Annotated in this window: 14 protein-coding genes and 2 riboswitches; of the genes, 11 read left to right on the plus strand and 3 right to left on the minus strand. The window is 38.2% G+C overall.

Features of this window, described 5'->3' with window-relative positions:
- Positions 1–16 precede the first annotated feature (16 nt).
- The 5 genes from rlmD to ACQ4QH_RS02850 all read left to right on the plus strand — a co-directional run bounded on the left by rlmD (position 17) and on the right by ACQ4QH_RS02850 (position 5,473).
- On the plus strand, positions 17–1,384 hold the full coding sequence (gene rlmD / locus ACQ4QH_RS02830) for a 23S rRNA (uracil(1939)-C(5))-methyltransferase RlmD (RefSeq protein ID WP_439819210.1): 1,368 nt from the start codon (positions 17–19) through the stop codon (positions 1,382–1,384).
- A 131-nt stretch (positions 1,385–1,515) separates the two neighbouring features.
- Positions 1,516–2,064, plus strand: a complete 549-nt coding sequence (locus tag ACQ4QH_RS02835; protein WP_439819211.1) for a cysteine hydrolase family protein — start codon at positions 1,516–1,518, stop codon at positions 2,062–2,064.
- A 132-nt stretch (positions 2,065–2,196) separates the two neighbouring features.
- The gene (locus ACQ4QH_RS02840) at positions 2,197–3,192 is read left to right on the plus strand and encodes a Gfo/Idh/MocA family protein (protein ID WP_439819212.1); all 996 of its coding nucleotides are present in this window, start codon (positions 2,197–2,199) and stop codon (positions 3,190–3,192) included.
- Positions 3,193–3,217: 25 nt separating this feature from the next.
- Positions 3,218–4,507, plus strand: coding sequence for a DEAD/DEAH box helicase (locus ACQ4QH_RS02845; RefSeq protein ID WP_439819213.1), 1,290 nt, complete (start codon positions 3,218–3,220; stop codon positions 4,505–4,507).
- A 327-nt stretch (positions 4,508–4,834) separates the two neighbouring features.
- Positions 4,835–5,473: a redox-sensing transcriptional repressor Rex gene (locus ACQ4QH_RS02850; protein ID WP_439819214.1), complete on the plus strand. Its 639-nt coding sequence runs from the start codon at positions 4,835–4,837 to the stop codon at positions 5,471–5,473.
- Positions 5,474–5,552: 79 nt separating this feature from the next.
- On the opposite strand, the gene ACQ4QH_RS02855 is transcribed toward ACQ4QH_RS02850, so the two are convergent.
- Complete coding sequence (locus tag ACQ4QH_RS02855) at positions 5,553–6,209, minus strand: metal-dependent transcriptional regulator (RefSeq protein ID WP_439819215.1); 657 nt, start codon at positions 6,207–6,209, stop codon at positions 5,553–5,555.
- A gap of 187 nt (positions 6,210–6,396) precedes the next feature.
- On the opposite strand from ACQ4QH_RS02855, the gene ACQ4QH_RS02860 reads away from it, so the two are divergent.
- On the plus strand, positions 6,397–6,711 hold the full coding sequence (locus ACQ4QH_RS02860) for a hypothetical protein (protein ID WP_439819216.1): 315 nt from the start codon (positions 6,397–6,399) through the stop codon (positions 6,709–6,711).
- Between the two features lie 144 nt (positions 6,712–6,855).
- Here ACQ4QH_RS02860 and ACQ4QH_RS02865 read toward each other — a convergent pair whose 3' ends face one another.
- Entirely contained in the window at positions 6,856–7,395 is a 540-nt protein-coding gene (locus ACQ4QH_RS02865; RefSeq protein WP_439819217.1) for a folate family ECF transporter S component, read from the minus strand.
- A gap of 37 nt (positions 7,396–7,432) precedes the next feature.
- Positions 7,433–7,525, minus strand: a riboswitch (THF riboswitch).
- Positions 7,526–7,743: 218 nt separating this feature from the next.
- Between ACQ4QH_RS02865 and rbsR the strand changes: the two genes are divergently transcribed.
- Complete coding sequence (gene rbsR / locus ACQ4QH_RS02870; RefSeq protein WP_439819218.1) at positions 7,744–8,736, plus strand: ribose utilization transcriptional repressor RbsR; 993 nt, start codon at positions 7,744–7,746, stop codon at positions 8,734–8,736.
- A gap of 38 nt (positions 8,737–8,774) precedes the next feature.
- Positions 8,775–9,797: a DUF3114 domain-containing protein gene (locus tag ACQ4QH_RS02875; protein ID WP_439819219.1), complete on the plus strand. Its 1,023-nt coding sequence runs from the start codon at positions 8,775–8,777 to the stop codon at positions 9,795–9,797.
- A gap of 193 nt (positions 9,798–9,990) precedes the next feature.
- Here the strand turns inward: ACQ4QH_RS02875 and ACQ4QH_RS02880 are convergent, their stop codons facing one another.
- Positions 9,991–11,346 (minus strand): aspartate kinase, encoded by a 1,356-nt coding sequence (locus ACQ4QH_RS02880; protein WP_439819220.1) that lies wholly within the window; start codon positions 11,344–11,346, stop codon positions 9,991–9,993.
- A gap of 109 nt (positions 11,347–11,455) precedes the next feature.
- Positions 11,456–11,628, plus strand: a riboswitch (Lysine riboswitch).
- 91 nt (positions 11,629–11,719) lie between these two features.
- On the opposite strand from ACQ4QH_RS02880, the gene alr reads away from it, so the two are divergent.
- From alr to dapD, 3 genes are read left to right on the plus strand one after another with little or no spacing between them, the layout of a single operon-like run.
- On the plus strand, positions 11,720–12,835 hold the full coding sequence (gene alr, locus ACQ4QH_RS02885) for an alanine racemase (RefSeq protein WP_439819221.1): 1,116 nt from the start codon (positions 11,720–11,722) through the stop codon (positions 12,833–12,835).
- 20 nt (positions 12,836–12,855) lie between these two features.
- Positions 12,856–14,142 carry a diaminopimelate decarboxylase gene (gene lysA, locus ACQ4QH_RS02890; RefSeq protein ID WP_439819222.1) on the plus strand — a complete coding sequence of 429 codons (1,287 nt, stop codon included), beginning with the start codon at positions 12,856–12,858 and terminating at the stop codon, positions 14,140–14,142.
- Between the two features lie 30 nt (positions 14,143–14,172).
- Positions 14,173–14,883, plus strand: coding sequence for a 2,3,4,5-tetrahydropyridine-2,6-dicarboxylate N-acetyltransferase (gene dapD / locus ACQ4QH_RS02895; RefSeq protein ID WP_439819223.1), 711 nt, complete (start codon positions 14,173–14,175; stop codon positions 14,881–14,883).
- The last annotated feature ends 4 nt before the right edge of the window (positions 14,884–14,887 follow it).

Genomic DNA, 14,887 nt, shown 5'->3' on the forward strand with positions numbered 1-14,887 from the left:
AAAGAAGGAGAAAATAATGAAAAAGAAAGCCCCCGTGGTTAAGAATCAAGAATTTGATGCTGAAGTTATTGATTTAACTTATCAAGGAAATGGTGTTGTTAAAGTTGATGATTTCCCAGTATTTGTGACAAATGCTGTCCCTGGTGAAAAAATTCGTGTTGGTATCACAAAAGTTACTAGTAACTATGCCTTTGGACGAGTTGTGAAGACGATTGAGTCATCACCAAACCGTAATCATGAAGTTAATACAGCAGCACTGACAACTGGTATTGCACCATTAGCACACTTGAAATATGATGCACAATTAAAATTTAAGCAACAACAGATTGCTGAATTATTTAGTAAGCAACACATAGATGTTAATGTTGCACCAACCATTGGAATGGAAAATCCAACGGGATACCGTAACAAAGCACAAATTCCAGCTCGTGAAATAAAGGGACAATTAACTACGGGATTCTTCCGTCGCGGATCACATCGTTTGATGCCAATTGAAGATTTTTATATTCAAGATCCAGAAATTGATAAAGCAATTGTTATTATTCGTGATATTTTACGTAAGTTCCATGTGCCAGCTTATGATGAAATTCATCATAAAGGGGTTATTCGTAACATTATGGTTCGTCGCGGATACTATTCACATGAGATGATGGTCGTGTTAGTGACACGTTCAAAGCGTATTCCTGGCGCAAATATTATTATTCCACAAATCAAAGAAGCACTACCAGAAGTAACTTCAATTATTCAGAACGTTAACCAGGATAAGACGAATGTTATTTTGGGTGATGTTAACCATGTTCTATGGGGTAACAAAGTTATTAAGGATACTTTGTTTGATAAGACCTTTGCCATTGGTCCAAATTCTTTCTACCAAGTTAATCCACAAACAACTGAAATTCTATATAAGTTAGCAGCTGATAAAGCAGAGTTAACGGGTAATGAAACTGTCATTGATGCTTATTCAGGTATTGGAACCATCTCATTAACGATTGCTGATAAGGTAAAGTCAGTTCTTGGTGTGGAAGTGGTACCAGGAGCGGTTGATGATGCAAAACGTAATGCTGATTTGAATAATGTTCATAATGTTAAATTTGAATTAGGTAAAGCGGAAGAAAAGATGGTTGCTTGGCAACAAGATGATCTAAAACCAGATGTTATCTTCGTTGATCCGCCACGTAAAGGATTAACGACTGAGTTAATTGATGCAGCTTCAGCTATGTCACCAAGCAAAATTGTGTACATTAGCTGTAATCCAGCAACATTGGTGCGTGACGTTGCCCAGTTCAAAGAAAATGGCTACACAATCAAAGGGGATGTTCAACCGGTTGATCAATTCCCACAAACAACGCATATTGAGTCAGTGACAGTACTTGAGCGTAACTAATTAAATATGTTTATAGCTGCCAATCCATCCAATGAAAATGGTTAGATTGGTAGCTATTTTTATATCAGTTAAGTATTTTAAAAAAGTGAGTTAAGGGACATGATATAATCAAAATAGGAGGGTGACAAGACATGACAAAAGCTTTAGTGATTATTGATTATACAAATGATTTCGTTGATGATAAGGGCGCGTTGACTTGTGGTAAACCTGCACAAAATTTGGCAGATTATATCGTGCACCAAGCACAAACCTTTTTAGAAAGTGGTGACTATGTCATCTTACCAACCGATGCGCATTTTAAAGATGACATTTATCATCCCGAACACGAGTTATTTCCGCCACACAATATCGTTGGTACTTGGGGACAAGAATTATACGGTGATTTACAACACTGGTATGAAAAACACCAGGCAGATGAAAAGGTTTATCAATTTAATAAAAACCGTTATTCTGCGTTTCAAAATACTAACTTAGATAATTTTCTAAGAGAGCGCCATGTGAATGAACTTTGGTTAGTAGGGGTATGCACAGATATATGTGTTCTTCATACGGCAGTTTATGCCTATAATTTAAACTATCAATTGACTATTCCAAGTGAGGGCGTGGCAACATTTACACCACATGGTCAAGAATGGGCCTTGGATCATTTTAAGAATAGTTTAGGTGCGCGCATTATTTAAAATAGCCGCAGTTGGTGTTTAAATAATTTGATTTCTAGTTATTTATCAGTCAAAAGCTAGCAGTTTTTATTATTGATGATGATATAATTAATACTAACTAAACGTATATGCGGTATATAAGGGAGACTAATTATGGCATACAAACTTGGAATAATTGGAACTAATTGGATTACAAAGCAGTTCGTACAAGCAGCTCATGAATCAGGTCAATATGCGTTAACAGCGGTATATTCACGACACGAGGATACTGGTCAGCAGTTCGCGCAAACATTCAATGTTAATGCAGTTTATACTGACTTAGAAAGCTTTTATACCAGTGGCATCAATGTTGTTTATATTGCCTCACCAAATAGTGTACACTTTGAACAGGTAAAGGCAGCTATCAGCCATGATATTCATGTGATTGTAGAAAAATCAGCATTTTCTAATCCAACAGAATATGCAGCTGTTTTAGAATTATTACATGATCATCCAGCTGTACGGTTATTTGAAGCAGCACGGCATATTCAGCAAGCTAACTTTAAAATTATTGAAAAGCAAGTTGCCAAAATGGAAAAAATTTCAGGGGCAACATTTGTGTATGAAAAATATTCTTCACGCTTCGATGATTATCTAGCAGGTAACGAGCCTAACGTATTAAGTCGCCGTTTTAGTGCCGGTGCTTTAACTGATTTAGGTGTGTATCCAATTTATGCAGCAATTAAATTGTTTGGTGCACCAAAACAAAGTCATTATTTTGCTACCCCACTACGCAATGGTGCGGATGGTCGTGGTATTGCTATTCTACGCTATAACGATTTTGACGTGACGATTGAATTTGGTAAGGGGTCTAATAGTCATTTAACGTCTGAAATTCTAGGACGTCGCGATACCTTAGTTATTGGGGATATCGCCGAAGTTCTTGATGTAACTTACTATGATGATGGCGGTACTGCTCATCAATTAAGCCAGGAACCACTATCGAACCCAATGATTGCTGAAGTTGTTAAGTTTGCTGATATGATGACTAATCCAAATGAAACAGTTGAGGCATATCAAGAATTATTGACTTTGAGTAGAACAGTAAATCAAGTTTTGTTTGATTTACGCCAAGACGCAGGTATTGTATTTCCTGCTGATGAACAATAAATAAACACAATACAAAGGAGACAAAATGGATTCCCGTTTTGAAGAACGATTAACTAGTGTTGGCTTTACCACATTAACGCCAATCCAGGAAGCTGTTGCTGAGCCGTTAGCAGATGGCCAGTCTATTGATGCACTTGCACCAACAGGTACCGGGAAAACGTTGGCTTTTACATGGCCTTTGCTACCTGAATTGGTGCCAGAAGATGGTGAGCAGTTGTTGATATTAGCACCATCACAAGAATTAGCCATGCAGACAACTCGAGTTATCCGTGATTGGGCGAATGTCTTATCATTGAAGGTATTATCCTTAACAGGGGGTGCTAATATTAAGCATCAACTTGACCGATTAAAAAAACACCCAGAAATTTTGATTGGCACGCCCGGACGTGTTAGTGAATTAATTACAAATGGTAAACTAAAATTAAAACGGTTACGCACGTTAATTTTAGACGAAGCAGATGAATTGTTACGTGATGATACAGCAAATCAAATTGATCTGATTTGGGATGCTATCGATGACGATGATGTACAAGTTGCATTGTTTGGTGCAACTGAAGTTGATTTGTCAATTGCTAGCGGTTTGTTCAACCGAGATTTTTTGCGTATCGATCAACGTCAGGTTAAAATTCCGACAGCAATTAAACATGAATTTTGGCCAACAGCACGTGATCAACGCCAAAAAAGATTGCGCCAATTGGCAACTCAAAAACATTTTCAAGCAATCGTATTTTTTAATACAACAAAACAACTAAAAATAACAGCAAGCTTTTTGGCCCATGAACATGTTGCGATGGCCACGTTAGTACGTGGTGATTCTAGTACGACCAGATCAAAATCATTAACGAACTTCCGTCAGGGAAAAGCAAAGTTTTTACTCACAACAGATGTGGCCGCTAGAGGACTTGATATTCCTGATTTACCAGCAATTATAAATTTTGATTTACCACGTGATGGAGAAACATACACACATCGTGCTGGGCGTACTGGGCGTATGGGTAAGGCAGGTACGGTGATTTCCTTTGGAAACGATCATGATTATCGTGATTTAAAGAAAATGGTAGCAGTTGATATTCAGACCATTTCTGGTAATCATGTGTTGCCAAATAAAAAAGTAGCAATTGTTGCTGATAAAATTGCGCCCGATAAGCCATCAATACTTAGTTCATCTGCATCATCAGACAAGCCACGGGCTAACAAGGCAACACAACGTAAGTCTGAAACGACAAACGTTATTTCACGTCAGGAACGTTTTGATAAAGAAAAGCGCGCCAAGCGGAAACATCGTAAAAATAAGGGTAAGCCAAAACATAATTAAATTAGAGTTGCTTTTGAATGAACTAAGACAAGGGATAGAGTTACTTTCAGTCTTTGGTTAAGTTTAATAGAGCTGCAAATCTTCTATTTAAGACAGGGAAGATTTGCAACTCTTTTTGTTTAGGGTAGCCACCGAAGTTCCAGTCATTTTTTTATCAAAAATCCGGCATTCAGGAAACGCTTACAAAAAATGGTGGTTTGTGAATTAATAATTGTTATTTCGTTCACATAATGTGCCATATATGGTATGATTATAACTAATAAGAGGTTCACAATGTTGGAGTTAGATTGTGAAATAGTTAAATTTTGAAAAAAGAGGTCGAACAAAATGGTTGAACATGATATTCCTAGAGCAACGGCAAAACGATTGCCAATTTACTATCGTTATTTAAAGTTGTTGTTAGATTCTGGGACTGTCCGCGTTTCATCAAATGAATTATCTGATGCAGTGAAGTTTGATGCTGCAACAATTCGACGTGATTTTTCTTATTTTGGAGCACTAGGAAAACGTGGGTATGGGTATGACGTGGAAGCTTTAATGAAGTTTTTTGGTGAAATTTTGAACCAAGATACTTTAGCTTCTGTTGCATTAGTTGGAGTAGGAAATCTTGGACAAGCTTTGTTGAATTTTAATTTTCATCAAAGTTCAAATGCGCGCATTGCAGCAGCATTTGATGTTAATCCTGATATTGTTAATACAATTCAATCAGGAATTCCTGTATATAGCTTAGATGATTTAGAGAAGCAAATTACGGATCAACGAATTGATGTTGCAATTGTTACCGTACCTGCTGATGTTGCGCAAGACGTCGCCAAGCGCTTGGCAACTGCAGGTATTCGAGGTATTTTGAATTTCACGCCACTGCGCTTAGATGTACCAAAGTCAATTCGTGTTCAAAACGTTGACTTAACAAATGAGCTACAAACGTTGTTGTACTTTATCAACAATTTTGGTGAAAGTAAATAATAAACAAAAAAACATTGATGAAACGACATCAATGTTTTTTTGTGCTTTTGTATATGAATGAGATTATATAGATTTTTATTTAGTCATTGATATAGATAAAATCTGCGGCATGTTGTGTGACTTGGATTGTTCTATCCCCAGAAACTAATACCAATGGGCCATCGAATGGTAGACGTTCTTTAATTGTCCAGGTGCTATTTAGGTCTAGATGCAAAGTTTCGGTATATTGTAGTAACTCTAAATCCTCAGTAAAGCTGTTGATAGTAACAGTTTCATTATCAGTTGCTTCACGCAATGTCCGTAATGATTTTGGCGAGTAGTGGTGGTCAATATCAGGAATAACAAGACCTTGGGGACTTAGTGTTGGAAAATCTAAATATTTATCTAGTGCATTGATAAATTGATCATTTGCATCATGATCGAGATGATCAGCATTAGAATGAGCTTCTGAAATTGACAATCCTAGTGTTGTAGCACCGAATGTCTCGATCAAACGATGTGATCGGATTAAACGTAAGGCAGTTTCACGTCCAGGTTTCGTTAATGTGACACCATAATAGGGAACCACATCAACTTCACCGGCTTCTTGTAGTTTTGCTAACATGTTTGAAACTGATGAAGGGGTTACATTTAAATGCTCAGCAATTTGATTATTTGAAATTTTTGTTGACTCATCGCCGCCGCTTAATTCTAAGATTGTTTGTAAATACTGGGTTTTAGAAATAGATTCGGTCATAATGTTAAAATTCCTCGTTTGTTGTGTAGTAGTTAAGGCTGTTAATTATATTATGAAACAGGTGGTCATGTTTTATTTCAGGAAAACAAAATTATACGTTTGATAAAACATTTATGATAGGTTATCATAATTATGGAAAATTAAATAGTAACTGACACCAGTCAGAAACAAGTTTTGGAGGCTAGATATGCAAGAAGTACAAATGTGCCAAGAGAACAAGTTAGTCCAATGTGCTATGATTCGGCGACTATTGCAAAGCTCACGGGATATTCCAGAGCAGACTGTCTGTCAGCTGATTACATCATTGGAATCAATGGTTGCTGGCCAGCAAGAAATTTTTGTTGGTCAAGTATATGACAGCTGTGTCTACTGGATTGGGTGTGGTGATGTGTGTTCAGAAACGAAATTAACATTTGCTACACCAGATGTCCGTAATAAATTTGCTAGTTCATTTGAGGTTGCCTGTCGCAAAATCGGGTTGCGCATTCATCGAAGTTACTAATGATAGGTTAAAAAATACTTTCTAATTTCTATAATTAGTCATTTTGATGATAACACTTTTTATGATTTAAGTAACAGAGATATTTTTTTAACAGCCGGTATACCAGAAAAGCCAGTCAATATCATGACTGGCTTTTCATTTGTTTTATATTTTTTGGTGTAATTGTTCAATCGTTTGATTGTTAAGCAAAAAATATAATAGAATACTTTGAATAGGTAAAAAGATAAGCTGTTTAATAATACGGATCCACAACAAGGATATAATTGTCCCGCTATTATGGATATTACCAATTATGACGACCCATAATGTGTTAAGAACAACGTTCACGATGACTAGAACAATACTTACGGTAATGATCACTCGCAACCAAGAAATTTTCTGTTGGTTATAGAAAGAAAATCCATAAATTGCAGCAGCTAAGACAGCAGATAAGGTAAATCCCCAGAAATAACCGTAGCCATTGATCAAACTTCCAATGACATCAGTAAAAATTGCAACCAGCATGCCCCAGGTAGGACCATACCACTTGGCAATGATTCCGACAATTAAGAAGGTAAAGCCAACTTTTATTGTGCCGGTACTTAATGAGAATTTCCCTATAACTAGTTGTAAGGCAATTAAGATTCCAAGCATTGTCAACTGCTTCGTACGTAAACGCGTTAAACCATATTCTAATGTTTTCATTTGAAAACACCTCCTTTTTTTGGAGGGTTTCACTTCTTACAGTGAATGTGATCAAGACATCGCGGTAATCCTTCGTCCATGGCCCACATTCCGTTTCCATGGCACTTAACGCGTCTTAATCTACCCTGTGCATCTAACAATGTTATATTATACTGCAATGAAAGTAAAAGTAAAATGAAATTTTTAAAAAAATAAAACAAGCCTCTTGGGGTTTAAAATGTTTAAAAAATTGGTAAAATGTTTTAATAAGGATAAGCACTGGGTTTTGACGTGGGTCAATATTGGGAGATAACAATAAAAAACTTAGTGATAATGGGTTAAAATAAGTAGTAGATAAAGAGGTCGGATATGGGAAAAGTTTCAATTAGAGATGTTGCGAGTTTAGCAGGTGTGTCAATTGCAACAGTGTCACAAGTATTGAATGGTAAAGGGACGAGGTTTTCTGAAACAACAAAAGCCAAAGTATTTGCAGCTCGTGATGAAATTGGCTACGTTCCAAATGCCAGTGCGCGTAGTTTAAAGCAAGGCGCTAGAGTTTTAGTAGGGGTTGTGGTACCTAGTTTACGTAATCCATTCTTTGGTGATTTAGTGCAACATATGCAGGAAAATATTCCTGACAACGTCTCATTATCGATTATGACAGCAAGACAAGGACAGGCAGATCAAACAGTCGAGACTTTAGTTAATTCAGGGGTTCATGGTATTATCATGGCAAGTCAATTAGCAAAGCCTGTTGCCGTAGCTAGTAGTTTAAAAAAACGTGGCATTGCTTTAGTCGTACTCGAGAATCATGACGAATTACTTGATGCAGATGCGGTTTATGCTTCTGATAAAAAAGGTGGTCGTCTAGTAGCTGAACACTTGTTATCATTGGGGCATAAGCATGTTGTTCTATTAGGAAATCAAGTTTATACTGATAACTTGCAATATCGGACAGCATCATTTAAAGCAACAATGTTGGCAGCAGGTGCTAAAGTTAGTGAGGTTGCTACTCGTAATTTAACGAAGCATGCTGGTCGGGCAGCGGCAATGGCAGTTTCTATTACACAGGCAACAGCCGCGTTTGCATTAAATGATGAATTAGCAATCGGATTAATTTCAGGTTTGAATGCTCATGGTATTCAGGTACCTGAAGATATGTCAGTAATTGGTTATGATGATACGGATTATGCTGAATTTTTTAGACCAGCACTAACAACTGTTGAACAGCCACTATGGTTAATTGCTGAAACGGCATTGAAGACGGTCATTGAACGTATTAATCATCCGGATGCTGAACGTCAGGTAGCCGCATTTGATACAAAATTAATTGTGCGCGAGTCAACTGCATCAATATCATAAATATGGTAAGCTAATCGTAGCAAGGAGGTCATTTTATAATGACAGGACTGTTCAAACGAACACGTGAATTAATAAAATCACCGATAGGAGTGGACAAGCGACAGGCTATTATGTCAGCAGCACTGTCAACACAAGTTACACACTTAATGAATGATGGTTGGGTGCCAAAAGCCATTGCTGCCTATGTTGACGAGATTGTTAACAATGAGCAACTTAATGATCAAACAATGAATCGCATTTTATCAGAAAATTGGATAGAAGCACATCGGATTGGGTCATCACTTTTTACGACGATGTTTACAGCGGGCTTTCATCGCGGAGGTGTGCCAGCAGCTGATCGATTGGAAATGTTGTATGAGTTGTTTGGAATGACAGTAAGTTCAACTAGTTTTGTAAAAATGTCAAGTTTAGGGGATTGGTACTCGAGGGATAAAATTAAAGATGAAGATTTATATTATTTTCATCTTGAGACGATTACTGATGTGCAGGATTATTTTGAATTCATCAAACAAATTGCTTTTATGGTACGACTAAAACATCATGCTTGGAATGGTATCCGCTCGAAATATGAAACAAGTCGTCAATTAAGTACGATTATGGATAATCAGTTACGATATTATTTAAGTAAACCAGTTGTTGATTTTATTTTACGTAATAACTGGCATCAGACAGATGTTGCTGAGGAAATTCTACAGTTAACCGGAACACCTGTTTCATATCCAAATGTTGACTTTCATAATCGAGGGGTCGTTAACAAAGATAATGTCAAGGTTGCATTACCGGGTTATCACTTAGAATTAATTTTCAATAATCAGGGACAACTTGTATCGATGTGGCAAGCTTTAGAGGCCCATCAGACAGTTAATGAACGTGGGGTACTTGCATTTTCTGAATCACCCGAAGATTATTCAATAGCTGAGTTACAAATGATTGCCAACACGGAATCAACAAATTATGCAAATGCGGGTGGGCAAATTCATCAATCATTAGATGTCAAACCAGCAAATCGGCATGCTGGTCTTGAATCGGATTTACGTAATTACGCGAAAAATAAATTTTAGCAAGAAGAGAGCGAGATAAAAGTCGTTTTGAAGCTGGTGTGTAACATGATTTGCGTAATTTGTGGTACATTGAGGCTTCAGACTTTTGGAACGCGTTTATGCTATAAAAAGTACGAGCTTATTAATTAATACGATTTTAGCAAGAAGAGGTTGGCACAAAAAATGTGTCAACCTCTTCTTTATGCTGTTGCGATTAAAAAACGGCGTGATAAATAACATGCACAGCTTCATTCATGCGATCAACAGGAACGCCAATCATGGTTGAAATTTGTGAAGCTCCTTGATTAATCATAGGCAGATTGATACCAGCCTCAGATAATGCGGCAGTTATTTTGCTAAAGGTGCCAATATGTTGTTGCATGCCCTCGCCAACAATCATAATAATGGCATAATCATCTAACCATTCTAGTTCATCTGGCGCAATAATTGCATAAATATCATGGCTAATATGGGCTTTGATTTCGGGTGTTAATTGTGATTTATCAAAGATAATCGTCATATCGTCAATTCCAGATGGCATATGCTCATAACTAACATTGTAAGTTGCCAAAATCTGTAATATTTTTAGGGTAAATCCAACTTCACGATTTAGCAAATAGCGGTGTAAGTAAAGTGCAGCAAAACGATTATCATTCGCGATACCGGTTACGGGATTGCTAGGATTAACTGCATGATTGGGCATAATCATTGTCCCTGGTGCCTGGGGGTCATTAGTGTTTTTGACATTGATTGGTATATTTGCTTCAATGACTGGAATGATTGCTTCATCATGGAAAACGGCGAAACCTGCATAAGACAATTCACGCATCTCACGATAGGTCATTTTTGAGATGGACTGTGGATGGGGAACGATCTTTGGATTAACGGTATAGATAGCCGATACGTCAGTAAAGTTTTCGTACAAATCTGCATGGAAACCACGAGCTAAAATGGCACCAGTAATGTCAGAACCGCCACGACTAAAAGTGGCAGCATAACCATCATTGGTATAGGTAATAAAGCCGGGAATAATTAGGAGGCGTTTGTCATCAATTTGATAATTACTGATTGCATGATAACTTTCTTGATCAAGGCGTGCAGACCGTGGCGAACCTGTCACGGTAATTCCTAATTCAGCTGGTGATACAAAAGTGGCTGGCAGGCCTTTTTTTTGCATGACGGCGGCAATTAATTGGGCATTTAGTAATTCGCCATGACCCATAAAAGCAGCGTATAGGTGGTCAAATGATGGATAATGGACACGATTTAAATGAATGAGCTGTTGCTTAATCTGTGAAATAATCACATCATCTTCTAACAAAAAATGTGCTGCAATTTCTTGATAGCGAGCTAAAATGGTCATCAAAATTTCAGTCGTGTCAGCACCAGCTATCGTTTGATCAGCGTAAGATTTTAATAAATCAGTCACTTTTATATCACCATCAAAACGCTTGCCAGGAGCTGATACGACAACGATACGACGATTTTCATCTGCCTGAATAATGTCTAAAACCTTTTGTACTTGAGAACCAGTTGCCAGGGAAGAACCACCAAATTTTACAACTTTCATTGTTTATGCCTCCAATTAAATTCCTAATTGGCACTAATTAAAAGTGAAAAAAAGATGAATGTCAAGTGTTGACATAAATATAAAATTAATATATTCTAATGTTACGTTAATGATTAATAGAGGTTGCAACCAACAAGAGTCGCTTAGTAGAGTCCACACAGACGGTGATATTAAGTAAAAGGGGCGGTTGCCGAAATGATACAGATTGTGTAACCCGTATTGTTGGGCTAATAGCTAATAACTATTAGACTGTCGCTGAATCAGCGGGGAGCTATTGTCACAGTCTTAAGGAATAGAAATGTGTCCGATTGACAGTGCAATAGTGCTGTTAATCGGTTTTTTTATGCAATCAAAAATTAAAGGGGCATTGATCATGGTAGTAGCAGTAACGAGACCAACAAGAATTAAAATATCACAATCGGCAGTGACGCATAATGTGACCGTTACTCGTCAGGCGAGCGGTGCAAAGTTCATGTTCTTAGCTGTGAAGGCCAATGCATATGGCTTTGGTTTGATTCCAATGGCTCAAGCGGCAATCAAGGCAGGGGTAGATGGATTAGCAGTTGCAGTTTTAGACGAAGCTTTGGCGTTACGACAGGCTGGAATAACAGTGCCAATTCTTGTCTTAGGAATCACATTACCGCAGTACGCTAAGTTGATTGCTGATAATGATTTAATTGCAACGGTCAGTGATTTGGATTGGCTACAGGCAGCACAGAAAAATTTAGTAGGTTCTCAATCAACGCTACAGGTAAACTTAGGCGTTGATACTGGTATGGGGAGAATCGGATTTCGCAATCGTGAGTCGTTGTCTGAAGCCATTGCGTACTTGGCATCACAATCGACATGCTTTAAATATCAAAGTATCATGACTCATTTTTCAGAATCCGACTCTCTCGCAACCGATTATTTCCAGAAGCAATTGGCAAATTGGCACCGGTTGACGGATGGGTTACCAATGCCACCAATGGTTCATTTGGCAAATTCTGGTGCAGCAATGTATCATGCGGATGAGATACCAACGGATTACATTCGTGCCGGAACCGTTGTTTATGGTATTGAACCATCACGTGGTGAGGTGTTACCAGATAATTATTTAAAGCCAGTACTCACATTAGAATCTGAACTCATTTTTGTGAAACAAATGCCGGCAAACGTTGGTATTAGCTATGGGCATACTTACTATACACACGAGGGTGAGTGGGTCGGCACGGTACCAATTGGGTATGCTGATGGTCTACCACGGCCAATCCAAGGATTTGAAGTGTTGGTGAACGGTCAAAAGGCGCCAATTATTGGACAGATTGCAATGGATCAACTGATGATTTCCTTACCAGCGGCATTACCAGTTGGTACAGTAGTTACAATCATTGGTAAGCAAGGTCAATATGAAAATACACTTGAAGATGTTGCGCAACATGTGGGCTTAGCACCTTGGGTGGTTGCTACAGGATTACAAGATCGACTCATGCGAGTGCTTGTCGATTAAAAAGGGGAGAAATAATAAATATGTCAGTACCATATCAAGTCAATCAAAACGGTGAACTCACAATTGGTGGGGTTACGGCGACAGAGTTAGCAAAACAATATCAGACGCCACTATATGTGTATGATGTTAATCACATTCGTCAACAAATGCGTTCTTTTAAAGAAGTATTTATGAATAGAAAAATTGATTACGTTGTTTCATATGCATCAAAAGCTTTCGCAACGATTGCCATGTATGAAGTTGCAGCACAAGAAGGTGTTCATCTAGATGTTGTTTCAGGTGGTGAGATTCAAACCGCTCTTGCTGCAAATTATCCAATGAGTCAGGTATCTTTCAATGGTAATAATAAATCGATCGAAGAACTTGAAATGGCAATTGACAATGGCTTAGGAACGATTATTCTTGATAACTTTTATGAATTGGCAGTTTTGCACGATTTGTTAAGTGAACGTGACCAAACACAAGATGTCTTATTAAGAATTACACCAGGAGTCGAAGCACATACTCATGACTATATCTCTACTGGTCAAACTGATAGTAAGTTTGGCTTTGATGTGAATAGTGGTCAAGCATATACGGCTCTCCAAAAAGCAATTGCTGATCCTTATTTAAATGTTTTGGGAGTATCAGCACACATTGGTTCACAAATATTTGATGTCACCGGTTTTAAAATGGCTGCAGAAAAATTGGTTGATTTAGTTCATGAATGGGGCTTTGATCCACAAGTGATTAATACTGGTGGTGGCTTTGGTATTCGCTATACAGCCGATGATAAGCCATTACCAGCAACTGAATTTGTTGAAGCAATTATTGATACGATTACAGAAAAAACAACGTTGTATGGTATGACAATGCCAGCCATTTGGATTGAACCAGGGCGAGCCATTGTTGGCCCAGCCGGTTATAATCTTTATACAATTGGCTCACGAAAAGATGTACCAGGTATTCGCACATATTTATCTGTTGATGGTGGTATGGGAGACAATATTCGACCTGCATTATATGAAGCAAAATATGAAGCAATTTTAGCGAATGACCCACAAGCGCCAACTGAAGAAGTTGTGCGAGTCGCTGGTAAGTATTGTGAGTCAGGTGATGTCCTTGTCTGGCAACAAGCTTTACCAAAAACGAAGCCCGGTGATGTTTTGGCAGTCTTAGCGACAGGTGCCTATGGTTATTCAATGGCTTCAAATTATAATCGTAACCCACGACCAGCCGTTGTCTTTGTTGAGGATGGTCAATCACAATTAGTTGTTGAACGAGAAACATACGCTGATATGCTACGTTTAGATAAGCACTATCAATAAATAGACAATGAGAGTAGGAGATAAACTAGAATGAACAATTTAGACGCCCAAGAAATTATTAATTACATCGCAACTGCCCCTAAGAAGACACCAGCGCGTGTGACGTTGGCAGGTGATTTGACTGAGATTGAATGGCCCGCAACTGTGCAGGCTTTTATTGAAACAAAGACTGGTACGGTCATTGGTGATTACCAAGATATTCAACCAGTTATTGCGGCAGCAGCTGATCAAATATCAGACTATCATGTTGAATTATTAGCTCGTAATAGTGGTGTACCATTGCTGAACTATGAAGATGTTCCAGCTCGCATTGAACCAGGAGCGATTATTCGCGATCAGGTGTCGATTGGTGATAATGCCGTTATTATGATGGGTGCTGTGATCAATATCGGTGCTGAAATTGGTGCTGGTACCATGATTGATATGGGTGCGGTTCTTGGTGGTCGTGCAATTGTTGGGCAGCATAGCCATGTTGGTGCAGGAGCCGTTCTTGCAGGTGTTGTAGAACCAGCATCAGCGACACCTGTAACGATTGGTGATAATGTGTTGATTGGTGCCAATGCCGTTGTCATCGAAGGCGTTCAGGTTGGTGATAATGCCGTTATTGCAGCGGGGGCAATTGTAACGAAAAACGTACCAGCAAACACGGTTGTTGCTGGTGTGCCAGCCAAAGTTATCAAAATAATTGATGAGCAAACGCAGGCGAAGACGGCTTTAGTTGATGCTTTACGATCATTGTAAGCGA

The sequence above is a fragment of the Weissella paramesenteroides genome, from assembly GCF_051903945.1.
In the GTDB taxonomy this organism is placed as follows: Bacteria; Bacillota; Bacilli; order Lactobacillales; family Lactobacillaceae; genus Weissella; species Weissella paramesenteroides_A.

Excerpts from the sequence above, each read along its gene's own strand:
- rlmD (WP_439819210.1), top strand. The coding sequence starts at position 17 with ATGAAAAAGAAAGCCCCCGTGGTTAAGAATCAAGAATTTGATGCTGAA.
- ACQ4QH_RS02835 (WP_439819211.1), top strand. The coding sequence starts at position 1,516 with ATGACAAAAGCTTTAGTGATTATTGATTATACAAATGATTTCGTTGAT.
- ACQ4QH_RS02840 (WP_439819212.1), top strand. The coding sequence starts at position 2,197 with ATGGCATACAAACTTGGAATAATTGGAACTAATTGGATTACAAAGCAG.
- ACQ4QH_RS02845 (WP_439819213.1), top strand. The coding sequence starts at position 3,218 with ATGGATTCCCGTTTTGAAGAACGATTAACTAGTGTTGGCTTTACCACA.
- ACQ4QH_RS02850 (WP_439819214.1), top strand. The coding sequence starts at position 4,835 with ATGGTTGAACATGATATTCCTAGAGCAACGGCAAAACGATTGCCAATT.
- ACQ4QH_RS02855 (WP_439819215.1), bottom strand. The coding sequence starts at position 6,209 with ATGACCGAATCTATTTCTAAAACCCAGTATTTACAAACAATCTTAGAA.
- ACQ4QH_RS02860 (WP_439819216.1), top strand. The coding sequence starts at position 6,397 with ATGCAAGAAGTACAAATGTGCCAAGAGAACAAGTTAGTCCAATGTGCT.
- ACQ4QH_RS02865 (WP_439819217.1), bottom strand. The coding sequence starts at position 7,395 with ATGAAAACATTAGAATATGGTTTAACGCGTTTACGTACGAAGCAGTTG.
- rbsR (WP_439819218.1), top strand. The coding sequence starts at position 7,744 with ATGGGAAAAGTTTCAATTAGAGATGTTGCGAGTTTAGCAGGTGTGTCA.
- ACQ4QH_RS02875 (WP_439819219.1), top strand. The coding sequence starts at position 8,775 with ATGACAGGACTGTTCAAACGAACACGTGAATTAATAAAATCACCGATA.
- ACQ4QH_RS02880 (WP_439819220.1), bottom strand. The coding sequence starts at position 11,346 with ATGAAAGTTGTAAAATTTGGTGGTTCTTCCCTGGCAACTGGTTCTCAA.
- alr (WP_439819221.1), top strand. The coding sequence starts at position 11,720 with ATGGTAGTAGCAGTAACGAGACCAACAAGAATTAAAATATCACAATCG.
- lysA (WP_439819222.1), top strand. The coding sequence starts at position 12,856 with ATGTCAGTACCATATCAAGTCAATCAAAACGGTGAACTCACAATTGGT.
- dapD (WP_439819223.1), top strand. The coding sequence starts at position 14,173 with ATGAACAATTTAGACGCCCAAGAAATTATTAATTACATCGCAACTGCC.